The following is a 23,184-nucleotide window of genomic DNA, read 5'->3' as shown; positions in this document are numbered from 1 at the left end:
GAAGCGGTGTTTTCAACAACTTCGGGGCTCCGGACTGCCACCGTCCCCGCGCGATGAGTAAACGCTCTATCGAAATCCTGCGCACCCTCGAGCTGCGCGGCCCCAACATCTGGACCTACGTCCCGGCCCTCGAAGTCTGGATAGACATCGGCGCCCTTGAAGATTCCCCCTCGAACACCATCCCCGGCTTCGTCGATCGCCTGATCGACTGGCTGCCCTCCCTGTACGAACACACCTGCAGCTATGAAGAGCGCGGTGGCTTCGTACGTCGTCTGCGCGAAGGCACCTGGCCCGGCCACATCCTCGAGCATGTGACGCTGGAGCTGCAGAACCAGGCCGGCATGAAGGGCAATTTCGGCAAGGCGCGTGAAACGTCCGAACGCGGTGTCTACAAGGTGGTGGTGATTTCCGGCAACCATACGGTCAGCCGCGCCGCCATCCTGGCCGCCCGCGAACTGGTGCTGGCGGCCATGGACGACCGCCCGTTCGACGTGAAGGCGGCGATTTCCGAACTGCGCGATCTGGTGGACGAACACTGCCTCGGCCCGAGCACCGGCTGCATCGTCGAAGCCGCCCAGGACCGCCGCATCCCGTCCATCCGCCTGAATGACGGCAATCTGGTGCAGCTGGGCTACGGCAAGAAGCTGCGCCGCATCTGGACCGCAGAAACCGACCGCACCTCGGCCATCGCCGAAGGCATTTCGCGCGACAAGGACCTGACCAAGCGCCTGCTGGCCGGCTGCGGCGTGCCGGTGCCGGAAGGCCGCGAAGTAACCGACGCCGAAGACGCCTGGGCCGCCGCCGAAGACATCGGCGTGCCGGTGGTGGTGAAGCCGGCCAACGCGAATCACGGTCGCGGCGTATCGGCCGAACTGACCACCCGCGAAGAGGTGATGACCGCCTACGAACTGGCGCGCCGCTACAGCAAGTACGTGCTGGTCGAGCGCTTCATCCGCGGCAACGAACACCGCCTGCTGGTGGTCGGCAAGCAGATGGTCGCGGCGGTCGCCGGCGAAACCGTCTGGATCACCGGCGACGGCCGCTCCACGGTCCGCCAGCTGCTCGACAGCCAGATCAACATCGACCCGCGTCGCGGGCCGGAACAGGAATTCCCGCTCGACCTGCTGATTCCCGAACGCGACGCCAAGCTGCGCTTCGAACTGGAACGCCAGGGCTACACCGCCGAATCGGTGCCGGCCGAGGGCGTGAAGGTGCTGGTGCAGCGCAACGGCAACATCGCGTTCGACGTGACCGACCAGGTGCACCCGGACACCGCCCGGCTGGTGGCGCTGGCCGCCCGCGTGGTGGGTCTGGACATCGCAGGCATCGATCTGGTGGTGGAAGACATCCGCCGCCCGCTGCGTGAACAGGGTGGCGCCATCGTCGAGGTGAATGCCGGCCCCGGCCTGCTGATGCACCTGAAACCGATGGAAGGCCAGCCGCGTCCGGTCGGCCGCGCCATCGTCGATCACCTGTTCGCCACCGCCGACGACGGCCGCATTCCGGTGGTCGGCATCAGCGGCAGCCGCGGCAAGACCACGGTAGCCAAGCTGGTCGCGCACCTGATGCGCTTCTCCGGCCAGCGTGTCGGCCTGGCCTGCAGTGAAGGCCTGTACCTCGACAGCCGCCGTCTGGAAGACGGCGACGCCGCCCGCTTCGAACCGTCGCAGCGCGTGCTGATGAATCCGGGCGCCGAAGTCGCGGTGATCGAGAACAGCTTCGAAACCATCCTGAAGGAAGGTCTGGCCTACGACCGCTGCCAGGTGGGCGTGCTCACCCGCATCGAGCCGGAATCGCACTACGGCGACTACTACATCGATTCGCCGGAGCGCGTGTTCAACGTCATGCGCAGCCAGATCGACGTGGTGCTGCGCCGCGGCACCGGCGTGCTGAACGCGGACGACCCGCTGCAGCAGGACATGGCCGAACTGTGCGATGGCGAGGTGATCTGGTACAGCACCCGCGCCGACAACGGCACCGTGGCCAGCCATGTGCAGGCCGGCGGCCGCGCGGTCATCGTGCGCGACGGCCAGATCCGCCTGCTGGAAGCAGAGCGCACCGAAGTGCTGTGCCCGCTCACCAGCCTGCCGGTCACCGACGGCGAACCGCTGCACGCGACCGAAAACCTGCTGGCCGCACTGGCCGCTGCCTGGTCGCTCGGCCTGTCGCCGACCGCGCTGCGCACCGGCGCCGAAACCTTCGATCCGCCGGTCTCCGCCGCGGTACCCGCCTGAACCCCGCTGAACCGATTTACATGCACATCACCCGTCTGCGCGCCCTCCGCGGTCCCAATCTGTGGAGCCGCCACACCTGCATGGAGGCCCTGGTCTCCTGCGCCGGAGAACACTGTTCGCTCGATAACATGCCCGGCTTCGCCGAGCGCCTGCGTGCGCTCTTCCCGGGCATCCGTCCGCTGCGGCCGACCACCCGCAATGGCCCGCTGGCCATGGCCGATGCGCTGGAACTGGCGGCACTCGGCCTGCAGGCCAGCGCCGGCTGTCCGGTCACCTTCAGCAGCACGATTCCGACGGTCGAAACCGGCATCTACCAGGTGGTGGTCGAGTACACCGAAGAAGCGGTCGGCCGCCTCGCCTTCGAACTGGCGGAACAGCTGTGCCGTGCTGCTGCAGAAGGCGGCAGTTTCGATCTGCCCGGCGCGCTGCATCAACTGCGCGAACTGGACGAGGACATCCGCCTCGGCCCCAGCACCGGCGCCATCGTCGAAGCCGCGGTCGCCCGTGGCATCCCGTTCCGCCGGCTGACCGACGGCTCGCTGGTCCAGCTCGGCTGGGGCAGCAAGCAGCGCCGCATCCAGGCAGCGGAAACCGACCGTACCAGCGCGGTGGCCGAATCGATCGCGCAGGACAAGGAACTGACCAAGCAACTGCTGCACGCCGCCGGCGTGCCGGTGCCGCGCGGCCGCACGGTGTACGACGCCGACGAAGCCTGGGCCGCCGCGCTCGAAGTCGGCCTGCCGGTGGTGGTGAAGCCGCGCGACGGCAACCAGGGCAAGGGCGTGACGGTGAACATCGTCACCCGCGACCACATGGACATCGCCTTCCGGGCGGCGCACGAAATCAGCCGCGAAGTGATGGTCGAACGCTTCATTCCGGGCGCCGACTACCGCTTCCTGGTGGTGGGTGACCGCGTGGTGGCCGCCGCCCGCCGCGAACCGCCGCAGGTGATCGGCGACGGCGTGCGCACGGTGCGCGAACTGGTGGACGAAGTGAATGCCGACCCGCGCCGCGGCGACGGCCACGCCACCTCGCTCACCAAGATGCGCATCGACGACATCGCGCTGGCCCGCCTCGCGGTGCAGAACCACGCGCCGGACACGGTGCCGGCGCTCGGCGAACGGGTCGTGCTGCGCAACAACGCCAATCTGTCGACCGGCGGCAGCGCCACCGACGTGACCGACGACGTACATCCGGAACTGGCGGCCCGCGCGATCGAAGCGGCGCGCACCATCGGCCTGGACATCGCCGGCGTCGACATCGTGTGCAAGACGGTGCTCAAGCCGCTGGAAGAACAGGGCGGCGGCATCGTTGAAGTGAATGCCGCGCCCGGCCTGCGCATGCACCTGGCGCCGTCCTTCGGCAAGGGCCGCGCGGTGGGCGAAGCCATCATGTCCACCATGTTCGCGCCGGGCGACGACGCGCGCATTCCGCTGGTGGCGGTGTCCGGCACCAATGGCAAGACCACCACGGTGCGCCTGATCGCGCACATGATGACGCAGACCGGCCTGCGCGTCGGCATGACCACCACCGACGGCGTGTTCGTCGGCGACGAATGCATCGACACCGGCGACTGCAGCGGCCCGAAGAGCGCGCGCAACGTGCTGGCCCATCCGGATGTCGACGGCGCGGTGCTGGAAACCGCCCGCGGCGGCGTGCTGCGCGAAGGTCTGGGCTTCGACCGCTGCCAGGTGGCCGTGGTGACCAATATCGGCAGCGGCGACCATCTGGGTCTGGCCTACATCAACACGGTCGAGGATCTGGCGGTGGTGAAGCGGGTGATCGTGCAGAACGTGGCGCCCAAGGGCATGGCGGTGCTGAACGCCGCTGACCCGGTGGTGGCGGCCATGGCCGAACACTGCCCGGGTTCGGTCACCTTCTTCGCGAAGGACCGTACCCACCCGGTCATCGCCACCCACCGCGCACGCGGCCGCCGGGTCATCTACGTCGACGACGGTGCGCTGGTGGCGGCCGAAGGCAGCAGCGCGGTGCGCATTCCGCTGTCGCAGGTGCCGCTCACACGCGGCGGCGCCCTCGCCTTCCAGGTCGAGAACGCGATGGCCGCGCTCGGCGCCGGCTGGGCGCTGGGCATAGACTGGGCCAGCATCCGCTCGGCGCTGGCCAGCTTCGTGTCCGACGCCAGCACCGCGCCCGGCCGCTTCAACCTGTTCGACTACCGCGGCGCCACGCTGATCGCCGACTACGGCCACAACCCGGACGCGATCACTGCGCTGGTGCAGGCGGTCGACGCCCTGCCGGCCAAGCGCCGCAGCGTGGTGATCAGCGGCGCCGGCGACCGGCGCGACGAGGACATCCGCAAGCAGACCGAAATCCTGGGCGCCGCCTTCGACAGCGTCGTGCTGTATCAGGACCAGTGCCAGCGCGGCCGCGCCGACGGCGAAGTGATCGCGCTGCTGCGTCAGGGTCTGGAAGGTGCGAGCCGTGCGCGCGACGTGGTCGACATCAATGGCGAATTCGTCGCCATCGACCACGCGCTGTCGAAGCTGCAGCCGGGCGACCTGTGCCTGCTGCTGATCGACCAGGTGGACGAAGCGCTGGCCCACATCGCGACGCGGGTGGCCGAAGCGGCCTGACACCGGCGGCTGCCGGCGCGCCGCTCAGGCGCTGCCGGCACCGGCCCGGGCCGCGAGCGTGGGCGCCAGCGCGTCCTCGCAGCCCTGCATCCACGCATACACTGCATCGATGGCGGCGGTCGCTTCGGCGAAGTAGCGCTCCGCGCCCGGCGGCTGCCCTTCCAGCAGATCGCTGCGCAGCACGCCGAGCAGACGCACCACCCGTTCTATCGCCGGCAGCGCGGCCGGCAGGCGGGGCGTATCGACCACCGCCTGATGCATCAGCGATTCCGCACGGGACGCCAGGAAATGCAGCCGCAGGCGCTCTGCCGGCGTGCATCGCCCGCGCGCCGCGGCGCCGCTGCCGATCGCCCTCGCCTGACCCAGATGCTCGCCCAGCGCCGGCAGCGTGCTCACCCAGGTGCTGAGCAGCCCGGCCTGATCGTCGCCGAGCACCGGCCCGACCCGCCTGAGACCCAGCGATTCCAGCCAGCCCAGCGCACGCGCCACCAGCAGGCTGTGCCGGGTGATGCTGTCTTCCGGGTCCGGCCGCTGTGCGGCGTTCTCTATGGTGTCGCACAGGTCCATCCACTGGCTGGCCAGCAGTGACAGTTCGGCGCGACTGATGCAGGCGTCGGCGTCGTAGCCCTCTTCCTTCTGCGCTACCGGTTCCAGCGTCTGCAGCAGCTGACCGACGTCGCGCCGCTTTGCGCGCAGCAGCGACTCGAAACCGCGATCACCCGACAGCCAGGCCACACTCATGCCGCGATGCTGCTGCAGCGCATGGATGAGGGCGAGCACCCGCTCGCAGTCGCCGAGGGCGCGACGGGCGCGCTCGGCCGGCGAGCCGGGCGGCAAATCGGATGGCGCTTCTGCGCGCTCGAGCCCCCAGGCCAGCAGCACTGTGAGCAGCAGCACCGCGACGAGGATCAGCGCCCCGGACAGCATGGCACCCGGTTCCGGTTGCGGCGCACGACACGCGCCGCGGGCGGCAAGACTGCACGCATGACCTGCTCCAGCAAGCGACGGGCGGAAACGAGCAAATCGCGGGCCATGCCGTCGGTATCAGCCGGGCGGTGCTTCGAGTCCGCCGACGATGAAGGGCACCAGCGCACGCAGCAGGCTGTCGGCGTCGTTCGGTACGCCGGCCGGACAGCGGCCGAGCAGATGCAGCACGTCGCGCCCGGCCATCACGTAGGCGACGATGCCGACGAAGAAGTGCATGCGTCGCAGCAGCTCGTCTTCCGGCAGGTCGGGCAGCGAGCGCTGCAGCGCCCGCCGGTACCAGTCCATGATGCGAAGATATTCTTCGGGGATGAAGTCGTCACCCGGCTCGAAGAAGGCGCGCCCGAGCAGCTGCTTGAACATGGCGCCGGACACCGTGTCCTTGCGCGACAGCCGCAGCACCGATTCGATGAAGGTATCGACGATGCGGCGCACCCCCAGCGGCTGGCCGCCGGATTCGCGGTCGAGCTTGGCCAGATAGCCGGAACGCGTGCCGTCGGCGCCGAGTACGTGCGCGTACACCGACTCCATCAGGTCGCGCTTGGAACCAAAGTGGTAGTTGATGGAGGCCAGCGGCACACCGGCTTCGGCCGCGATCATGCGCATCGAGGTGGCAGCGTAGCCCTGTTCGGCGAACAGCCGCTCGGCCGCCGCGAAGATGCGGTCTTTCGCATCACCGCGCATGCGCACCTCGGGACCGGGTTCGTCACGGCAAGGCGGCTGGCGCACGGGATCCAGCACATCGAGCGGCGCATTCAGTGGCATAGGGGTCGGCACAGGCGTCAGGGTCCGGGACACCCGCGGAATGTAGCACCGGCCGCACAACAGCGGTGCAGCGATGCACCCGGGACGGGCACGAAACCGCCCTGCGACAGCCGGAATGCGCCGGAAACGCGTCACTGTCGCGGTCGCGTGCGCCTCCGGGCGGTTGGCACCCGTCTTGCAACAGGGCAGGCATGAACACGCTCACCCCGCCCCGGACCGGCAAGGTCTACCTGATCGGCGCCGGCCCCGGCGATCCCGAACTGCTCACGCTGAAGGCGGTCCGCGTGCTCGGCCTGTGTGACGTGCTGCTGGTCGATGACCTGGCGGACACCGCGGTGCTCGCGCACGCCCGGCCGGACGCCCGCATCGTGCGGGTGGGCAAGCGCGGCGGCTGCCGCAGCACGCCGCAGGCTTTCATCGAAAGACTCATGCTGCGCTACGCCCGGAGCGGTCACGTCGTGGGCCGGGTGAAAGGCGGCGACCCCTTCGTATTCGGCCGCGGTGGCGAAGAAATGCTCACGCTGCGCAAGGCGGGCATCGCCTGCGAGGTGGTGAGCGGGCTGTCCGCCGGCATTGCGGTGCCCGCCACGCTGGGCGTACCGGTCACCCACCGCGGCAGCGCCTGCGGCGTGACCTTCGTGACCGGCCACGCACGCGAGGACGGCGTGCCGGGTCAGGAACCGGACTGGGCGGCACTCGCGCGCTGTGGCACCACGCTGGTCATCTACATGGGCATGCGCACCCTGCCCCGCATCGCCGACGCGCTGCAGGCGGGCGGCCTGCCGGCCGGTACGCCGGCGTGCGCCATCCAGAACGGCACGCGCGGCGATCAGCGCTCGGTAGTGGCCACGCTCGCCACCCTTCCGCAGGCCGTGGCCGACGCGCAGCTGGGCAGTCCAGCCATCGTGGTCATCGGTGAGGTGGTGAATCTGGCGGACATCGCGGAACAGGCCGAAGCGCTGTCGATGCGCGCCTGAGGCGGGCACCCTACTGCTTCAACCGGACGCCAGCGTCCGGTCACCGCCGCAATCGTGATCGATCGTGAGAGCGGCGCCCCCGCCGCGATGAGGTCCGCGACTCACGCGCCGGTGCGTGAGTCATCGCCGCCATCGCGGCGAGGGCGCCGCTCCCACGAAAACCGCAGCCGGCCACGGTCGAGCTCTGTGGGAGCGTCCGCCGGTCGCGCTGAGAAACCGTGCGATCAGAAAGACAAAAGGCGCCCGAGGCGCCTTTTGTCCTGTGCGGCCGGCAGAGGTCTGCCGGCGCTTACTTCAGCTGTTCATGCAGCAGCGACAGGATGCGCTTGGCGGTCTTGCTGTCATCCAGCCCGCCTTCGCGGGTCAGCACCTGCACCGTGCTCTGCTTGCCCTCGCCCTTCACCAGCACGCGGTACTGGTTCTGGCCCTTCTTCGGGTCCGGCTTGTCGTCCGGCATGAAGAACAGCAGCTTGGACAGGATGCCGCCGTCCTTCTTGCCGGTGGCATCGATTTCCGGATCGACGTAGCGCACGAAATACACGCCCTGCGAGCGGTCGCGGTCCTCGACCGTGAAGCCGACGCGGTCCAGCGCCAGGCCGACACGGCGCCAGGCGCGGTCGAAGCCTTCATACACCTGCAGCGTGCCGCCCTTGTCGGCCGACATCAGCTGGGCCCGCTCGGACACCGGCTGCGCCGCCACCAGCGCCTTCGCGCGCTCGTTGTCGGCGCCCAGGCGCACCATCAGCCGGCGCAGCATTTCGGCTTCCAGCTCGGGGTCTGCCGGACGCGGCTGCCACACGGTGCTGTCGCTGCGCTCGTTGATGTACACCTCCATCACGCCGCGATGGCTCACGTAGATTTCGGTGGTGCCCGGCTCGATGCCCGGTTCCAGACGGGTGCGGTACTTGTCGCGCTCGGGCGTGGAGTACAGCGAATCGATCAGCCGGCCGATGGTGTTGCGGACGAGATCGTCCGGCAGCTTGGCGCGGTTCTCGTTCCAGTCGGTTTCCATCACGCCGGCGTCCGGCTGTTCGATCTCGATCAGGAAGCCGGTTTCCTGCCAGAACTCGCGCACCTGCGGCCACAGCTGGTCGGGCGTGGCGTTCACCACCAGCCAGCGCTGGCTGCCCGAACGCTCGATGCGCATGTTCGCCACCTTGGGCAGCACGCCGCTCGCCTGCGGCGTGGCCTGAGGGCCTGCCGCGCGGTCAGCGTTATAGGCCGACGCGGTGGCCGAGCCCTTGCCGGCGGTATCCGGCACCGCGTAACGGTCGGTCTGGGCAGGCAGCGTGAGATCAGGCGGCAGATCCAGGCGCGGCGAGCGCTTGGCCTGCGCCTTGTAGTCCACCTTGCCGGACTCCATGACCTTGTCGAACATCGAGCACGCGCCGAGCACGCCCGACAGACCGATGCACAGCGCGACGCGCAGCGCGGAAGACTTCAGCACTTTCATTCGGAGGGGTACCCGGGAGGGGATCAGGCGAGCACGCCGGCCTGCTTCATCGCGGCGCGGACCTGCTCGTGGTATTGCGGCTGGAGCTCGGTCAGCGGCAGGCGCAGCGTCGGGCCGCACAGGCCCATCTGCTGGACCGCCCACTTGACCGGAATCGGGTTCGCTTCGCAGAACAGATGACGATGCAGGCCGATCAGCTTCGCGTTGATGTCGCGTGCCTTGACCGCGTCGGCGGCCAGTGCGGCGGCGTTCATTTCATGCATCAGGCGCGGCGCGACGTTGGCGGTCACCGAGATCGAGCCGTGGCCGCCCATCAGGATGAAGGCCGCGGTCGAGGCGTCGTCGCCGCTGTACAGCGCAAAGCCCTTGGGTGCGCGGTTGATCAGTTCGCCGGCGCGGTCGAGATTGCCGGTGGCGTCCTTGATGCCGACGATGTTCGGTACTTCCGCCAGCCGGATCGTGGTGTCGTTGGACAGATCGGCCACGGTGCGGCCCGGCACGTTGTAAAGGATGAAGGGCACATCGACCGCTTCGGCCTGGGCACGGAAGTGGCGGTACAGGCCTTCCTGGGTCGGCTTGTTGTAGTAGGGCACGACGGTGAGGCAGGCATCGACGCCGACCGACTTCGCGTGCTGCGCCAGTTCGATCGCCTCGCGGGTCGAGTTGGCGCCGGTGCCGGCGATGACCGGAATGCGGCCGGCGGTGTGCTCGACCGTGAAGCGGATCAGTTCGCAGTGCTCGTCGAAATCGACGGTCGGCGACTCGCCGGTGGTGCCGACGATGACGATGCCGTCGGTGCCTTCGGCAACATGGAAATCAATCAGGCGACGCAGGCTGGCGTAGTCAAGACTGCCATCCTCGTTCATGGGGGTGACGATGGCGACGAGCGATCCGGTAATCATGTGCGAAACAGTGGCTTCGGCAGGAAACGCGCCATTCTACCGGAGCGCGGGTACAAGCCCAACAGGCTCAAGCCGCCGGATCTGTAACAGATCGCTCGCAACCGTCCGATCACAGTTCGGCCAGCGCCCGGATGTGCTCGACCGCGCTGCGGCCCAGCGCCGACAGCGCATAACCGCCTTCCAGCATCGACACGATGCGGCCGCTGGCGTGCTTCTTCGCCACCTTCATCAGTTCGGTGCTGACCCAGGCGTAGTCCGCCTCGACCAGGCCGAGCGACGCCATGTCGTCCTCGTAATGGGCATCGAAGCCGGCGCTGATGAAAATCATCTGCGGCGCGAAGGCGTCCAGCCGTGGCAGCCACTTGCTGGTCACCACCTCGCGGAAGCCGTCGCCGCGGGTACCTGCCGGCAGCGGCACATTGCACAGATTGTCGGCCAGCGGCTCCGCCCCCGAATACGGGTAGAAAGGGTGCTGGAAAATGCTCACCATCAGGATGCGGTTGTCGTGGGCAACGATGTTCTCGGTGCCGTTGCCGTGATGCACGTCGAAATCGACGATGGCCACCCGCTGCAGGCCGTGCTTTTCCAGCGCGTGGCGGGCGGCGACCACCACATTGTTGAAGAAGCAGAAGCCCATGGCCCGTGCGTATTCGGCGTGATGGCCGGGCGGGCGCACCGCGCAGAAGGCGTTCACCGCGGCGCCCGACATCACCAGATCGGTCGCGTGCACGCCGGCGCCGGCCGCACGCAGCGCAGCGCGCAGCGAATTCGGGCACATCGCGGTGTCGGCATCCAGATGCACGATGCCACTGCCGGGCACGGTGTCGAAAATCTGCCGCAGGTATTCGGGCGAATGCGCGCGCGCCAGCATGTCGATGTCGGCGGCCGGCGCGTCGTGGTGCGCCACATAGGCGTCGAGGCCGCTGGCGATCAGGCGGTCCTGTATCGCCGCCAGCCGGTCGGGGCACTCGGGGTGATGCGGCCCCATGTCATGCAGGGCACAGTCGCGGTGTGTAATGTATGCGGTCGTCACCGCTGCTCCTCCGGAAACCTGCCGTTATCGATGCAACCTGCCCGGCGGCTTCGTGTCCACCTGCCGCTCTGCGTGTCACGGTCGTGACGCGCCGGATTCTGAATTCTTCTCGCGATTATCCCGCCACACCTTAACCCAGCTCAAGACATGCCCATAGCAGCCGCCCCCCGCGCCCTGATCGACGCCGCTTCCGAACTGATACTGGGCAAGCGCAGCCGGATCGAACTGGCCCTCACCTGCCTGATCGCCGGCGGCCACCTGCTGATCGAGGACGTACCGGGCACCGGCAAGACCACGCTGGCCCACGTGCTGGCCCGCCTGTTCGGACTGGACTTCCGGCGCGTGCAGTTCACCAGCGACCTGCTGCCGGCGGACATTCTCGGCGTATCGGTGTTCGAGCGCGAGAGCGGCGGCTTCCGCTTCCATCCGGGCCCGGTGTTCACCCAGGTGCTGCTGGCCGACGAGGTGAACCGCGCCACGCCGCGCACCCAGAGCGCGCTGCTGGAGGCGATGGAAGAGCACCAGGTCAGCGTCGAAGGCGAAACCCGCCGTCTGCCCGATCCCTTCTTCGTCATCGCTACCCAGAACCCGGCCAGCCAGATCGGCACCTATCCGCTGCCCGAATCGCAGCTGGACCGCTTCATGATGCGGCTCACCATGGGCTATCCGGACCCGGCCGCCGAGCGTGCGCTGCTGACCGGGCGCGACCGCCGCAGCCTGCTCGAAGACCTCGCGCCCTGCGCCGACGCCGCCCAGCTCATCCGCTGGCGCGACGAGGCGCAGGCGCTGCACGTGGCCGACGCACTGATCGACTACGTGCAGGCGCTGATCGCCCACACCCGCGACGGCGGCCGCTACCGCCTCGGGCTGAGCCCGCGCGCCGGCCTCGCGCTGCTGGCGGCGGCGCGCGCCCACGCCCGGGTGCATGAGCGCGGCCACGTGCTGCCGGAGGACGTGCAGGCGGTGCTGCCTGCGGTGGCGCTGCACCGGCTGCCGCTGATCGACCCGCTGCCGCCGGACGATGCCGCCCGCATGCTGCTGCAGGCGGTCGCGCTGCCGCTCTGATGTGGCACGCTCTGCGCGATGCGGTGCGCCGCTGGCTGGCGTCGCTGGGCGGCTCGCCCGCGCTGCCGCTCACGCTGGACCGCCGGCGCATCTTCGTGCTGCCCAGCGCGGTCGGCCTGGTGTGGGGCGGCGCGCTGGTCGCCATGCTGCTCACCGCGATCAACTACACGCTGAGCCTGGGCTTCGCGCTGGTGTTCATGCTGGCCGGCCTGGGCCAGGTGGCGCTGCTGCACACCTTCCGCAACCTGCTCGGCCTCACGCTGAAAGAGCTGCCGCCGGAGCCGGTGTTCGCCGGCCAGCCGGCCCGCTTCGCGCTGGCTCTCGACAACGCCTCGTCACGCGCCCGGCCGGCCTTGCGGCTGGCGATGGCAGGCAGCGACGAGGCACTGGACATCGATGTCGCCGCCGATGCCGCCCTCACCTTTCATCTGCGCGTGCCGGCAACGCGCCGCGGCTGGATCGCGCCCGGCCGGCTCACGCTGAGCACCCGCTACCCGCTGGGGCTCATACGCGCCTGGAGCTACGGCCAGCCGCAGCAGCGCTGTCTGGTCTATCCGCAGCCGGAAAGCGACCGGCCGCCGCTGCCGCCGGGTGACGCCGGCACGCTGGGCCTGCGCGCCCGCGGCGACGGCAGCGATGAATTCGCCGCACTGCGCGCGCACCGCGCCGCCGACTCGCCGCGCCACGTCGCGTGGAAGGCGTGGGCCCGTTCGCCGGACGCGCCGCTGCTGACCAAGCAGTTCGACGGACAGGATGGCGGCGAACTGTGGCTGGATCTGGAGCGCCTGTCCGCCACGATGCCGCTGGAACAGCGGCTGGCCCGCCTGACCGGCTGGGCGCTGGACGCCGACGCCGCCGGCCTGCGCTACGGCCTCGCGCTGCCCGGCCAGCGTATCGCGCCGGACCGCGGCCCGGCTCACCGTGCGCGCGTGCTGGCCGCGCTGGCCCTGTTCGGGCTGCCGTCATGATGTTCAGGCGTCCGGCAAAAACGGCCCCCGATCTTCCGCCGCTGGGCGCACAGCGCACCGGCTGGCTGCTGGCGGTCGCCGCCAGTGCGCTGCTGCCGCACGCCGACCACCTGCCGGGCTGGCTGGGCGCGGTCACGCTGCTGCTGTTCACCTGGCGGCTGGCGCAATGGAAACGCGGCTGGCCCGGCGCCAGCGGCTGGATCAGAACGCTGCTCATCATCGCCGGCTGTGCCGGCATCAGCCTCACCTTCGGCCGGCTGTTCGGCCGCGAGCCCGGCGTAGCGCTGCTGGCGCTGCTGCTGGTGCTCAAGCTGCACGAACTGAAAAGCGTGCGCGACGGCCACACCGTGGTGCTGCTCGGCTATTTCATGCTGCTGGCCGCCTTCACCTATTCGCAGACACCGGCGATGGCCGCCCTGCTGTTCGCGGCCATGGGCGTCATCACCGCCGCGCTGATCGCGCTCACCGGCCCGCCGGCGGCGCCGCTCGCGCTGCTGCGCCAGTCCGGCTGGATGCTGGCCCAGGCCCTGCCCTTCATGCTGGTGCTGTTCGTGCTGTTCCCGCGCGTGCCCGGCCCGCTGTGGGGGCTGCCGCTGGACGCCCACGGCGCGCGCACCGGCCTGTCCGACAGCATGGAACCCGGCTCGATCTCCCAGCTGAGCCAGTCGGGGGAGATCGCCTTCCGCGCCCGGTTCGACCGCGAGGCGCCGCCGGCGCGCGACCTGTACTGGCGCGGCCCGGTGCTGACCGAATTCGACGGCCGCACCTGGCGTCAGGGCACTGCCGCCCGGCGCACCGGCGGCACGCCGCCGCACCCGGTGATCGGCCCCCGCAGCGGCTATGAAGTCACGCTGGAAGCGCATGGCAAGAACTGGCTGTTCGCGCTGGAAACCGTTGCCGCGCTGCCGCCCGGCGCGCGGGTGTCGGACGACTGGCAGGTGCTGTCCGGCGACGTGGTGCGCAACCGGCGTCGCGACCATTTCGAGTCGGTGCTGGCGGCCCGGCCGGGCATCGAGGAATGGAGCGCCCACATCGACGCCGCCCGCCGGCTGCCGCGCGACGGCAACCCGCGCGCCCGCGCACTGGCTGCCGAACTGCGCCGCCAGTCCGGCAGCGACGCGGCGACGGTCGACGCGCTGCTGCGGCTGTTCCGCCGCGAAGCCTTCGTCTACACGCTCACGCCGCCGCTGCTGCCGGGTGCGGACGGCATCGACGCCTTCCTGTTCGACACCCGGCGCGGCTTCTGCGAACACTACGCTGGCGCCTTCGTCTTCCTCGCCCGCGCGGCCGGCCTGCCGGCGCGCGTGGTGACCGGCTACCAGGGCGGCGAGCGCAACAGCGTCGACAGCTTCATCGTGGTGCGCCAGTCCGACGCCCATGCATGGGCCGAAGTGTGGCTGCCGGCCGAAGGCTGGCGCCGGGTGGACCCGACCGCCGCCATCCTGCCGTCGCGGGTGGAACGCGGGCTGGCCGATCTGGCCGCCGGCGAGCCGGTGCCCTTCGTCGCGCGTGCCGACCTCGGCTGGCTGCGCGATCTGCGCCACCGCTGGGAAGCGGCCAACAACGCGTGGAACCAGTGGGTGCTGTCCTACGACCAGCAGCGCCAGCGCGAACTGCTGTCGCGCCTCGGCATGGCGCAGCCGGACTGGCAGACCATGACCGCGTGGATGGCCGCGCTGTGCGGCGTGATGGCCGGCGCGCTCACGCTGTGGGCGCTGCGCCGCGCGCCCGGCCGCGACGCGCTGGCACGCGCCTGGGCCGGGCTCGACCGCGCGCTCGCACCGGCGGGGCTGGGCCGCGCCGCCTGGGAAGGCCCGCTGGACTATGCCGAACGGGTGGCTGCCGCGCGTCCGGATCTGGCGGCAGACCTGCGCGCAGCGTGTACACTTTATGCAGACGCCCGCTACGGCGGCGCCCCGCCGGCGCCGGCCGCACGCGAAATCCGCGCACGCAGCCGCGCGCTGCGCCGCCACCGCACACCGCACCGCCGATGACCGAAATGCTCGCTTCCAGCTCCGCCGCCCGCCGCCACTTCATGACCGCAGCCGGCGCCCTGCTGCTGGCCCCGGCGCTGCCGCTGCGCGCCGCGCCCTCCACCACGCCGGACAATTTCGCCGAGCGCGACGACGTGCGCGCCTTCTGCGCCGAACTGGCCGCCGCCCACGGCTTCGACGAAGCCTGGCTGCTCGACCGCTTCGCCGGCGTGCGCCTTCTGCCCAAGGTGATACAGCTCATCCGCCCGCCCTCCAGCCCGGCGGTGAAATCGTGGACGCGCTACCGCAGCCGCTTCATCGAACCGCTGCGCATCCGCGCCGGTCGCGAATTCTTGGCCGAACACGCGGCCAGCTTCGAACGCGCGGAACAGGATTTCGGCGTGCCGCGTGAAGTGGTGGCCGCCATCATCGGCGTGGAAACCATCTACGGCCGCCACACCGGCGACTTCGAACTGCTGAGCGCGCTGTCCACGCTGGCCTTCACCTGGCCGCCGCGCGCCGAGCTGTTCCGCCGCGAACTGGGCGAGCTGTTCCTGCTGGCGCGCGAACAGTCGCGCGACGTCGCCGCCTTCCGCGGCTCCTACGCCGGCGCGCTGGGCTACCCGCAGTTCCTGCCCAGCAGCTGGCGCCGCTACGCGGTCGATTTCGACGGCGACGGCCGCGCTGACCTGATAGGCAGCCCGGTGGACGCCATCGGCAGCGTCGCCGCCTACCTCTCCGCCCACGGCTGGGAAGCCGGCGAACCGGTGGCCCAGCGCATCCGCATCACCGACGAAGCCGCCGCCCCGCTGGTCGCCGCCGGCGTCGAACCTTCGATCGACACCGCCACTCTCGACAGCGCCGGCGCCCGCCCGCTGCGCGGCGGCGAGCTCATCGCCAAACCCGCCACCCTGGTCGACCTCGTCACCCCCGACGCCCAGACCGAATACTGGCTCGGCTTCCGCAACTTCTACGCCATCACCCGCTACAACCGCTCCTACTTCTATGCGATGGCGGTGTTCCAGCTGAGTCAGGAACTGCGGCAGGGGTAAGGAGACGGGGCCGGGCACAGCGCTGTACCCGACCGCATGACGTGATCCGCAGGGCACGGGCGTGCCGTGCGGTCCATCGCCCGCCCCTGCGCAAGAAAAGCACACGTCTCACCGCCCGCGCTGCGAGCAACGCAGAACGCGGCGCACCCGCCGCTCCCCCTCGCCACAGAGCTATCCCATTCGTATGATGTAATGCGCATGACGTACTCATGCGTGCGCAATCAGGCGAGCGGACGGGGTTCAGGGACAGCGACCCAAGGGTGAGGTTTTTGTCGTCGTTTAATACTGTATGGACACGCAGAGTGACGCGCCGAAATGTCGAGTTGGAGAGCGTTTCAGAACGATCATCCCCGTCGGTTTACCCGGCAGCATCCGTAGTTATGGCGCAAAACTGCGCCAAAAAAACAAGGTTAGGCTCTATGAACGCTGCAACTCGCCCTTCGCCAACCTCGCATTCAGGCTGGAACCTGTACTGGGTCAGCTACGACGGGGAGGAAGATTGCTTTACTGTGGCGCGAAATTCTCGCAGCGCCCGGCGTGTTGATGCAGATTACTGCGGCTTTGAGAGCGGAGACGCCCATGCGGTACGCGTAAAGGCAATTCCCACAGGGATACTTCGCAGTTGGGAGCGGCGCCGAGAGAAATATGGTTATCGACAGCCTCTCCCTTGGTACGCCGATGATTGGCTACTACGTCGCCTCGGTGCGACCTTTCGAGATCGTGATCAACTGTCGGAGACATTAATTGATGATGTTGTATATACCAACGGCCCCGATGGACCTGTTCGACCGAGGATCATCGGTCGTCGATACCTAGAAGAATTTGGGGCGGTAAAAGCGTTTAAACGATACGGGCACGAGGATCGGTACTCCCCGTCGCAAATGGCTCTCTTCACGATCATGGGTATCTGCTTGGCGAGAGTTCAAGAAATCGAACATCTGATCGCACATTCCTTTGTTTTCGGAGCGATTGCAGTGTCGGAGCGTCGCAAGAATTCGACGGTAGCGGAACTGATCAAGAGTTGGAAGCGTAAAACGCTAGGTCAGATGCTGCGCGCTATTGAACTGAACTGGGATATTGAGCCCACAGTTCACACTAGCTTGCAGTTGTTCCTTGAGATGCGCAATCAGTTCTCCCATGGCCTAACCACGAGCGAGCAGTACAACATTCACACGTCGTGGGGCCAAGACGAGACCATCGGCTTTCTCACACTATTCGAAATCATCTCCCGTCCGATTCGCGAAGCATTTCAGGCAAGCCTGTACGCGAGCATCGACATTGGAAACAAACGTCTATTGAAGGATGAACCGGCGAAGCAGCATCCGTTGACGTCACGCCAACGGAAAAAGATCGGCCTCTTTGCCGCCATCTTTTCCCCAAAACAAGAAGCGGAACTGAAGCCTCAGCCCAAACGGCCGCGTGACGCCTAACCAGCGCATCAAGGCGGACGCCTAACGGCGCTGCTTATGCTTTAAGTGGGGGCCCACTAGGCTGACAACGATGCACTGCTCATTCACTCTATCTCAAGCTGATTTTGTCGCGCTCCATAAGGTCATCCGAGGCCGGCTTACTCGGCTGTCGAGTGCCAACACGAGGCTCTTCTTTTCGAACCTGCTCATCTGGGTACCCCTCGGAATAGCGTTTGCTTCATACGTCGCGCTGTTCCGAAAGTATCCCGAGTTGTCTCACGACTTGACGGTTGTTGCCGCCTCTTTCTGTGTTGGCATCGGTCTGATGGTCGCCGGCACGTTCTACAAGCAGCGAATCTATCGCAAGGTAATCCTCTCTCCCGAGAGCTGGTTCCTGTCCCAACAAACCGTGGACCTTGACCCCAGCGGCCTTGCTGCGAAAGGAAAATACGGAGAAGTTCGCTATCAGTGGTCTTCCTTTTCGTACCACGCTGAGGATGACAGAAACCTCTATCTGTTCATCGACAATTCTCAGGCTTTCGTTTTGCCCAAGGCGGCAGTGGGCTCCCCAGGTCAGTTAGCCCAGGTTAAGGCGTGGCTTCAGTCTTGAGCCCCAACCCTTCATTCCACCAGAGCTGCCTCGGCACATCGCGCGAGGCCAGTGAATTCAAGCGTGCAAGAGCTTGTTCGTGGCCGCTGAGAGAGTCTGAAAGATGAACCCAAGTCAGGTCGAGTACTTCCGGCATCGATACGCGAGCATGACAGACGACGAGCTTGCGCTGTTAGTTGCAACGCGTAGAGATGTCTTGTCGGATGACGCACGAGTTGCCCTTGGCGAAGTCTTGAGATCGAAGGATCTCCCTAGGTTCGTCAATGAAGTCAACGCGGTCGTCGATGACCTGAACGCTCAGGCACGAGCGGCCGGTGAGGAACTTGCAAGACACCGAGAAAACAACAGACGAGCACGCAAGCCGCTGCTTTACTTCTTTGCCTTCGTCGGGCTACTCGCAGTTGTAATGGCGTTACTCTCGTCAACTGAACCGTGACAATGCACCAAAGCAGCGCCCAACATTGCGTCAAAGCTACGCTCAAGATGCCCCAAGCGACCCAATGAAACGCCTCCATCTCGCCTTCATAACAACCCTGCTGCTGCCCACCGTGCTCTGGCTCGCCGCCGATACGCTGCTGCCTGAGCCGTTCAGCTATTTCTCGTTTCGCTCGGTGTTCATGCAGTACAGCGGGGGGCTCGCGATCGCAGTGATGAGCGTGGCGATGCTGCTGGCGCTGCGTCCGAAGTGGCCGGAGCCGTGGCTGGGCGGGCTGGACAAGATGTATCGGCTGCACAAATGGCTGGGCATCACGGCGCTGGTGGTGGCGGTGCTGCACTGGTGGTGGGCGACCGGCACCAAGTGGATGGTGGGCTGGGGCTGGCTGGTGAGGCCGGCGCGCAAGGCCGGTGGCGGCGAGACGCTGGGCACGGTGGAGGCCTGGCTGCGCAGCCAGCGCGGCGTGGCGGAATCGGTGGGCGAGTGGGCGTTCTACGCCGCGGTGGTGCTGATCGTGCTGGCGCTGGTCAAGCGCTTTCCCTATCACTGGTTCGTGCGGACGCACCGATGGATCGCGGTCGCCTATCTGGCGCTGGCCTATCACACGGTGGTGCTGACCAAGTTCGCGTACTGGTCGCAGCCGATAGGCTGGCTGCTGGCGGCGCTGCTGATCGGCGGCAGCGTGGCGGCGGTGCTCACGCTGAGCAGCCGGATCGGCGCCGGCCGCAAGGTGCAGGGCCGCATCGTGTCGCTGACCGAATACCCGGCGCTGCAGGTGCTCGAAACCGCCATCGCGCTGGACGAGGGCTGGCGCGGCCACGCCCCCGGTCAGTTCGCCTTCGTGACGTCGAACAGCCGGGAAGGCGCCCACCCCTACACGATCGCGTCCGCCTGGAATCCCGCCGGGCGCGAGCTGGTGTTCATCACCAAGGCGCTGGGCGACCACACGCGCCGGCTGCGCGAAACGCTGAAGATCGGCATGCCGGTGACGGTGGAAGGGCCGTACGGCTGTTTCGACTTCGAGGACGGCCAGCCGCGGCAGATCTGGGTGGGCGCCGGCATCGGCATCACGCCCTTCATCGCCCGCATGAAGCAGCGTGCCCGCGTGCCGGACGCCCGCGCGGTGGATCTGTTTCATCCGACGGCCGATTTCGACCAGACCGCGATCGACCGTCTCACCGCCGACGCGGCGGCGGCTGGCGTGCGCCTGCACCTGCTGGTCGATGCGCGCGACGGCCGTCTGAATGGCGAACGCATCCGCGCCGCAGTGCCCGAGTGGCAGACGGCCAGCGTGTGGTTCTGCGGCCCGCCGCGCTTCGGTCAGGCGCTGTGCGATGACTTCGTCGCCCACGGGCTGCCGCCGGATCGCTTTCATCAGGAGCTGTTCGAAATGCGCTGAGGGCCGCGGGCATTGCGGAGGCAGGCGCAGGACGCGCGCCCTCGGACGATTACCCCGCCTTCACCCCGCACATTTCCGCGCGCTTGCATTTGCAACACGCTGCAACGCCTCTCCCACAGACGATTGACACGCGGGCAGGATGATCCTGCAATGCGCCGTACCGTCACACGGTGCCGGAGAGGGGATCATCATGAACGGAAAGAAGGCAGCCGCCGCCCTGGCACTGGGGCTGGGGCTGCTGGCTACAGGCAGCAGCGCGTGGGCGGACCGGGGTTACCGGCATGGCCACGGCGGCTACCATCGCGGACATTCGCATGTCGATATCGGCGTGGGCTTCGTGTTCGGGTCGGGTTACCGCCCGTGGTACGGCCCCGGGCCCTATTACTATCCGCCGCCCTACTACTACGGGCCGGCCTACTACCCGCCGGTGGTGATCGAGCGCTCGCCGCCGGTGTATGTCGAGCGCGACCCGCAGCCGGTGGCGCCGGCGCCGTCGATGTCTCCCCCGCCGCAGCCGCCCAGCACCTGGTACTACTGCGCGTCCGCCCAGGGCTATTACCCCTATGTGCCGGAATGCCCGGAGGGCTGGCAGAGCGTGGCGGCGCAGCCGCCGCGATGAGGTCCGCATCATGAACACCCGTACGACCACGCTGGCGCTGCTGCCGCTCCTGCTGCTGGCAGGCTGCGCCACGACGCCCTCCGGCCCGAGCGTGATGGCGCTGCCGGGCAGCGGCAAGACCTTCGAACAGTTCCGCTACGACGATGCCCTGTGCCGCGACTATGCGCGCGACCAGACCGGTGGCACCGACGCCAACGAGGCGGCCACGCGTTCCGGCGTGCGGAGCGCGGCGGTCGGCACTGCGGTCGGCGCCGCAGCCGGTGCGCTGATCGGCGGCCGTGACGGCGCGGCCGTAGGCGCCGGCACCGGCCTGCTGGTGGGCGGTGCCGCCGGCAGCGATGCGGCGCAGAGCTCGGCACGCGGCACGCAGCGGGGCTATGACAACGCCTACATCCAGTGCATGTACGCCAAGGGGCAGCGGGTGCCGACCAGCGCCCGTTTCGCCGACAGCGGCCCGCGCGCGCCCGCCGCCGCGCCGGCAGCGGCCCCCGCCCTGCCCGGACGGGTGAATGCGCCCTATCCGCCGCCGCCGCCCGGCCACCAGCCGCCGCCCGCCTCGGCACCGCCGGCCGCTGCCCAGCCCGGAGGCGGCACCTGGTACTACTGCGAATCGGCGCGCGAGTACTACCCGTATGTGCGGACCTGCCGCGACGGATGGCGCGCAGTCGAGGCCACTCCGCCGCCGCCGGTTCGCTGAAGGATGGCAGCGCGGTAAACGAAAAAAGCCGACCCGAAGGTCGGCTTTTTTTCTGCTGCAGAGGCCTGTCAGCGACGGCGCGACAGTGCGCCGACCAGGGCCAGACCGCCCAGCATCAGCGCCCAGGCTTCGGGCTCCGGCACCACGGCGACACCGCTGAAGCTCATTTCCGACACCGAGTAGGCGCCATCACCGGCCACCGCGTAGATGCGCGCGTAACGCGCATTGACCGCCGGGAAGTCGATGGTGGACTGGTACTGGATGTGGCTGGCGTCGCTGGAAATGATTTCGCTGCCCGAGCTCGACTCACCTTCGAACGCCAGATTGGTGAACAGCGTGTTCCAGCTGCTGCCGTTGACCGACACCTGCACCTGGTAGAAATCGTTGTTATCCACGCCCAGCAGCACGTCGGTCAGCGTGTAGAGCTGGCCGAAATCGAGCGTGAACACCGCACCGGACCGGCCTTCCTGGCCGCCCCAGGACACCGACCTGAAGGTGTAATGGGTGCCTTCGGGGGCAATGAAGCCATCGGCGAGGATGGACAGGTCGGGGCCGTCGATCGAGTACGTACCGGTCGCCGACGCATTGACCGCGGTGATCGGCGAAGCGGCCGACACGGCGCCGGCGAACAGCAGGGCAGCTGCGAACATCAGGGATTTCATCTGGGCATCCTTTGTGAAAGCGTGATCCGGGAAGCTCACAGCAATCCCCGTACCACGCCCGCAAGTCCTTGATGTTACAGACAGGGCACAGAGCGCATCGCCGGCCCTGTCAAGACGACCGACAGCGGTGCTCAGCCCATGGAGGGCTCGGGCGGCGCCAGCAGCATCGCCACCGCCTGCGCGGCGATGCCCTCGCCGCGGCCGGTGTAGCCCAGCTTTTCCGAGGTCTTGCCCTTCACATTGACCGCGTGCGGCGGAATGCCGCAGTCGGCGGCGATGTTGGCCACCATCTGCGCGGCGTGCGGCGTGATTTTCGGGCGTTCGCAGATGACGGTGGCGTCGATGTTGCCAATGCGCCAGCCCTGAGCCTGCACCTGCCTGACCGCCTCGCGCAGCAGCACCCGGCTGTCGGCACCGGCGTAGGCCGCATCGGTGTCCGGAAACAGCCGGCCGATGTCGCCCAGACCGGCAGCGCCGAGCAGCGCGTCGGTGATGGCGTGCAGCAGCACGTCGGCATCGGAGTGGCCGAGCAGGCCTTTCTCGTGCGGAATGTCGACCCCGCCGATGATGCATTTGCGGCCGTCGACCAGCTTGTGCACGTCGAAGCCCTGGCCGATGCGGAAAGGCAGCGGTGCGGCGAACAGCGGATTCATGCGTCGGTCCCCTGGGTCTGCAGGATCAGTTCGGCCAGCTTCATGTCTTCCGGCCAGGTCACTTTCAGATTGGCCGCGCCGGCGGCCACCAGCCGCGGCCTGAGCCCGGCCGCCTCGATGGCCGACGCTTCGTCGGTCACGTCCGGACAGCGGTCCAGTGCGTCGGCCAGCCGGGCCAGCCGGAACATCTGCGGCGTCTGCGCCTGCCACATGGCGTCACGCGGCACGGTTGCCTCGACCCGGTCCGCGCCGTCGGCGCGCTTCAGGGTGTCGGCCACCTTCTGCGCCAGCAGGCCGCCGACCGGGTCGTCGGCCAGCGTGTCGATCAGGGTGTCCAGCATGGCGGCGGACAGACAGGGGCGCGCGGCGTCATGCACCAGCACCCAGTCCTCCGGCCGCGCCCAGCCGGCGATTTCCCAAAGTCCGTTGCGCACCGAGGCGGCCCGGCTGGCCCCGCCGCAATGCACCGGCATCAGCTTGGGGCCGAGCGCGGTCCAGTCGAAGCCCTGCCAGTACAGATCCTCCGGCGCCAGCGCGACCACCACCCGGTCGATGCGCGGGTGGGCGCACAGCGTGGCCAGCGCGTGACGGATCAGCGGCTGGCCGGCCAGCGGCAGATACTGCTTCGGCATCTGCGCGCCGAAGCGACTGCCGCTGCCGGCGGCCGGGACCAGGGCGATGTGGCGCGGCATGTCGGGA

General features: G+C 68.3%; 21 protein-coding genes. 13 read left to right on the top strand and 8 right to left on the bottom strand.

The features are described 5' to 3' along the window. Positions 1-53 precede the first annotated feature (53 nt). Positions 54-2,234, top strand: coding sequence for a cyanophycin synthetase (locus METUNV1_RS13105; protein ID WP_008062524.1), 2,181 nt, complete (start codon positions 54-56; stop codon positions 2,232-2,234). 20 nt (positions 2,235-2,254) lie between these two features. Beyond that, positions 2,255-4,828 carry a cyanophycin synthetase gene (gene cphA, locus METUNV1_RS13100; protein WP_008062521.1) on the top strand — a complete coding sequence of 858 codons (2,574 nt, stop codon included), beginning with the start codon at positions 2,255-2,257 and terminating at the stop codon, positions 4,826-4,828. A gap of 24 nt (positions 4,829-4,852) precedes the next feature. Here cphA and METUNV1_RS13095 read toward each other — a convergent pair whose 3' ends face one another. Together METUNV1_RS13095 and METUNV1_RS13090 are read right to left on the bottom strand one after the other, a co-directional pair. Next, positions 4,853-5,755: a nitrate- and nitrite sensing domain-containing protein gene (locus METUNV1_RS13095; protein WP_008062519.1), complete on the bottom strand. Its 903-nt coding sequence runs from the start codon at positions 5,753-5,755 to the stop codon at positions 4,853-4,855. A gap of 117 nt (positions 5,756-5,872) precedes the next feature. Continuing rightward, positions 5,873-6,496, bottom strand: coding sequence for a TetR/AcrR family transcriptional regulator (locus METUNV1_RS13090; protein ID WP_043359914.1), 624 nt, complete (start codon positions 6,494-6,496; stop codon positions 5,873-5,875). A gap of 272 nt (positions 6,497-6,768) precedes the next feature. On the opposite strand from METUNV1_RS13090, the gene cobA reads away from it, so the two are divergent. Next, entirely contained in the window at positions 6,769-7,554 is a 786-nt protein-coding gene (gene cobA, locus METUNV1_RS13085) for a uroporphyrinogen-III C-methyltransferase (protein ID WP_008062513.1), read from the top strand. A gap of 289 nt (positions 7,555-7,843) precedes the next feature. On the opposite strand, the gene bamC is transcribed toward cobA, so the two are convergent. The 3 genes from bamC to METUNV1_RS13070 all read right to left on the bottom strand — a co-directional run bounded on the left by bamC (position 7,844) and on the right by METUNV1_RS13070 (position 10,897). Then, on the bottom strand, positions 7,844-9,007 hold the full coding sequence (gene bamC / locus METUNV1_RS13080; RefSeq protein ID WP_008062512.1) for an outer membrane protein assembly factor BamC: 1,164 nt from the start codon (positions 9,005-9,007) through the stop codon (positions 7,844-7,846). A 23-nt stretch (positions 9,008-9,030) separates the two neighbouring features. Further along, the gene (dapA, locus tag METUNV1_RS13075; protein WP_008062511.1) at positions 9,031-9,909 is read right to left on the bottom strand and encodes a 4-hydroxy-tetrahydrodipicolinate synthase; all 879 of its coding nucleotides are present in this window, start codon (positions 9,907-9,909) and stop codon (positions 9,031-9,033) included. A 109-nt stretch (positions 9,910-10,018) separates the two neighbouring features. Next, positions 10,019-10,897 carry a histone deacetylase family protein gene (locus METUNV1_RS13070; RefSeq protein ID WP_008062510.1) on the bottom strand — a complete coding sequence of 293 codons (879 nt, stop codon included), beginning with the start codon at positions 10,895-10,897 and terminating at the stop codon, positions 10,019-10,021. Between the two features lie 192 nt (positions 10,898-11,089). On the opposite strand from METUNV1_RS13070, the gene METUNV1_RS13065 reads away from it, so the two are divergent. The 10 genes from METUNV1_RS13065 to METUNV1_RS13020 all read left to right on the top strand — a co-directional run bounded on the left by METUNV1_RS13065 (position 11,090) and on the right by METUNV1_RS13020 (position 21,170). Then, the gene (locus METUNV1_RS13065) at positions 11,090-12,007 is read left to right on the top strand and encodes an AAA family ATPase (RefSeq protein ID WP_008062509.1); all 918 of its coding nucleotides are present in this window, start codon (positions 11,090-11,092) and stop codon (positions 12,005-12,007) included. Positions 12,008-12,018: 11 nt separating this feature from the next. Beyond that, positions 12,019-12,975 (top strand): DUF58 domain-containing protein, encoded by a 957-nt coding sequence (locus tag METUNV1_RS13060; RefSeq protein ID WP_051165352.1) that lies wholly within the window; start codon positions 12,019-12,021, stop codon positions 12,973-12,975. Then, positions 12,972-14,969, top strand: coding sequence for a transglutaminase TgpA family protein (locus METUNV1_RS13055; RefSeq protein ID WP_008062501.1), 1,998 nt, complete (start codon positions 12,972-12,974; stop codon positions 14,967-14,969). Before METUNV1_RS13060 ends, METUNV1_RS13055 begins: the two co-directional genes overlap by 4 nt. Beyond that, a complete protein-coding gene (gene mltB, locus METUNV1_RS13050; protein WP_008062498.1) occupies positions 14,966-16,000 on the top strand; it encodes a lytic murein transglycosylase B in 1,035 nt (344 codons plus the stop codon). Before METUNV1_RS13055 ends, mltB begins: the two co-directional genes overlap by 4 nt. A gap of 419 nt (positions 16,001-16,419) precedes the next feature. Beyond that, positions 16,420-17,430: a hypothetical protein gene (locus METUNV1_RS13045; RefSeq protein WP_139026359.1), complete on the top strand. Its 1,011-nt coding sequence runs from the start codon at positions 16,420-16,422 to the stop codon at positions 17,428-17,430. A gap of 70 nt (positions 17,431-17,500) precedes the next feature. After that, complete coding sequence (locus METUNV1_RS13040; protein WP_008062493.1) at positions 17,501-18,019, top strand: YcxB family protein; 519 nt, start codon at positions 17,501-17,503, stop codon at positions 18,017-18,019. A gap of 148 nt (positions 18,020-18,167) precedes the next feature. Then, entirely contained in the window at positions 18,168-18,455 is a 288-nt protein-coding gene (locus METUNV1_RS13035) for a hypothetical protein (RefSeq protein ID WP_139026358.1), read from the top strand. A 64-nt stretch (positions 18,456-18,519) separates the two neighbouring features. Further along, positions 18,520-19,854, top strand: coding sequence for a ferredoxin reductase family protein (locus METUNV1_RS13030; protein ID WP_008062490.1), 1,335 nt, complete (start codon positions 18,520-18,522; stop codon positions 19,852-19,854). A 190-nt stretch (positions 19,855-20,044) separates the two neighbouring features. Beyond that, a complete protein-coding gene (locus METUNV1_RS13025; protein ID WP_008062484.1) occupies positions 20,045-20,473 on the top strand; it encodes a hypothetical protein in 429 nt (142 codons plus the stop codon). A gap of 10 nt (positions 20,474-20,483) precedes the next feature. Continuing rightward, positions 20,484-21,170 carry a YMGG-like glycine zipper-containing protein gene (locus METUNV1_RS13020; protein ID WP_008062483.1) on the top strand — a complete coding sequence of 229 codons (687 nt, stop codon included), beginning with the start codon at positions 20,484-20,486 and terminating at the stop codon, positions 21,168-21,170. A 68-nt stretch (positions 21,171-21,238) separates the two neighbouring features. Here METUNV1_RS13020 and METUNV1_RS13015 read toward each other — a convergent pair whose 3' ends face one another. The 3 genes from METUNV1_RS13015 to ispD form a co-directional block, all read right to left on the bottom strand. After that, positions 21,239-21,820, bottom strand: coding sequence for a discoidin domain-containing protein (locus METUNV1_RS13015; RefSeq protein ID WP_232416218.1), 582 nt, complete (start codon positions 21,818-21,820; stop codon positions 21,239-21,241). 143 nt (positions 21,821-21,963) lie between these two features. Next, positions 21,964-22,485, bottom strand: a complete 522-nt coding sequence (ispF, locus tag METUNV1_RS13010; protein ID WP_008062479.1) for a 2-C-methyl-D-erythritol 2,4-cyclodiphosphate synthase — start codon at positions 22,483-22,485, stop codon at positions 21,964-21,966. Continuing rightward, complete coding sequence (ispD, locus tag METUNV1_RS13005; RefSeq protein WP_008062477.1) at positions 22,482-23,177, bottom strand: 2-C-methyl-D-erythritol 4-phosphate cytidylyltransferase; 696 nt, start codon at positions 23,175-23,177, stop codon at positions 22,482-22,484. The genes ispF and ispD overlap by 4 nt, the downstream gene beginning before the upstream one ends. Positions 23,178-23,184: the final 7 nt, after the last annotated feature.

It is taken from the genome of Methyloversatilis universalis FAM5, from assembly GCF_000214035.2.
In the GTDB taxonomy this organism is placed as follows: domain Bacteria; phylum Pseudomonadota; class Gammaproteobacteria; order Burkholderiales; family Rhodocyclaceae; genus Methyloversatilis; species Methyloversatilis universalis.
This window is presented reverse-complemented; position numbering and strand designations above follow the sequence as displayed.

What these genes read in the sequence shown, in the direction of transcription:
- METUNV1_RS13035 (WP_139026358.1), top strand. Translation starts at nt 18,168, where the DNA reads ATGACAGACGACGAGCTTGCGCTGTTAGTTGCAACGCGTAGAGATGTC.
- ispF (WP_008062479.1), bottom strand. Translation starts at nt 22,485, where the DNA reads ATGAATCCGCTGTTCGCCGCACCGCTGCCTTTCCGCATCGGCCAGGGC.
- METUNV1_RS13045 (WP_139026359.1), top strand. Translation starts at nt 16,420, where the DNA reads ATGAACGCTGCAACTCGCCCTTCGCCAACCTCGCATTCAGGCTGGAAC.
- ispD (WP_008062477.1), bottom strand. Translation starts at nt 23,177, where the DNA reads ATGCCGCGCCACATCGCCCTGGTCCCGGCCGCCGGCAGCGGCAGTCGC.
- METUNV1_RS13030 (WP_008062490.1), top strand. Translation starts at nt 18,520, where the DNA reads ATGAAACGCCTCCATCTCGCCTTCATAACAACCCTGCTGCTGCCCACC.
- METUNV1_RS13090 (WP_043359914.1), bottom strand. Translation starts at nt 6,496, where the DNA reads ATGCGCGGTGATGCGAAAGACCGCATCTTCGCGGCGGCCGAGCGGCTG.
- METUNV1_RS13055 (WP_008062501.1), top strand. Translation starts at nt 12,972, where the DNA reads ATGATGTTCAGGCGTCCGGCAAAAACGGCCCCCGATCTTCCGCCGCTG.
- METUNV1_RS13040 (WP_008062493.1), top strand. Translation starts at nt 17,501, where the DNA reads ATGCACTGCTCATTCACTCTATCTCAAGCTGATTTTGTCGCGCTCCAT.
- cphA (WP_008062521.1), top strand. Translation starts at nt 2,255, where the DNA reads ATGCACATCACCCGTCTGCGCGCCCTCCGCGGTCCCAATCTGTGGAGC.
- METUNV1_RS13065 (WP_008062509.1), top strand. Translation starts at nt 11,090, where the DNA reads ATGCCCATAGCAGCCGCCCCCCGCGCCCTGATCGACGCCGCTTCCGAA.
- dapA (WP_008062511.1), bottom strand. Translation starts at nt 9,909, where the DNA reads ATGATTACCGGATCGCTCGTCGCCATCGTCACCCCCATGAACGAGGAT.
- mltB (WP_008062498.1), top strand. Translation starts at nt 14,966, where the DNA reads ATGACCGAAATGCTCGCTTCCAGCTCCGCCGCCCGCCGCCACTTCATG.
- cobA (WP_008062513.1), top strand. Translation starts at nt 6,769, where the DNA reads ATGAACACGCTCACCCCGCCCCGGACCGGCAAGGTCTACCTGATCGGC.
- METUNV1_RS13015 (WP_232416218.1), bottom strand. Translation starts at nt 21,820, where the DNA reads ATGTTCGCAGCTGCCCTGCTGTTCGCCGGCGCCGTGTCGGCCGCTTCG.
- METUNV1_RS13020 (WP_008062483.1), top strand. Translation starts at nt 20,484, where the DNA reads ATGAACACCCGTACGACCACGCTGGCGCTGCTGCCGCTCCTGCTGCTG.
- METUNV1_RS13095 (WP_008062519.1), bottom strand. Translation starts at nt 5,755, where the DNA reads ATGCTGTCCGGGGCGCTGATCCTCGTCGCGGTGCTGCTGCTCACAGTG.
- METUNV1_RS13070 (WP_008062510.1), bottom strand. Translation starts at nt 10,897, where the DNA reads ATGGGGCCGCATCACCCCGAGTGCCCCGACCGGCTGGCGGCGATACAG.
- METUNV1_RS13105 (WP_008062524.1), top strand. Translation starts at nt 54, where the DNA reads ATGAGTAAACGCTCTATCGAAATCCTGCGCACCCTCGAGCTGCGCGGC.
- METUNV1_RS13025 (WP_008062484.1), top strand. Translation starts at nt 20,045, where the DNA reads ATGAACGGAAAGAAGGCAGCCGCCGCCCTGGCACTGGGGCTGGGGCTG.
- bamC (WP_008062512.1), bottom strand. Translation starts at nt 9,007, where the DNA reads ATGAAAGTGCTGAAGTCTTCCGCGCTGCGCGTCGCGCTGTGCATCGGT.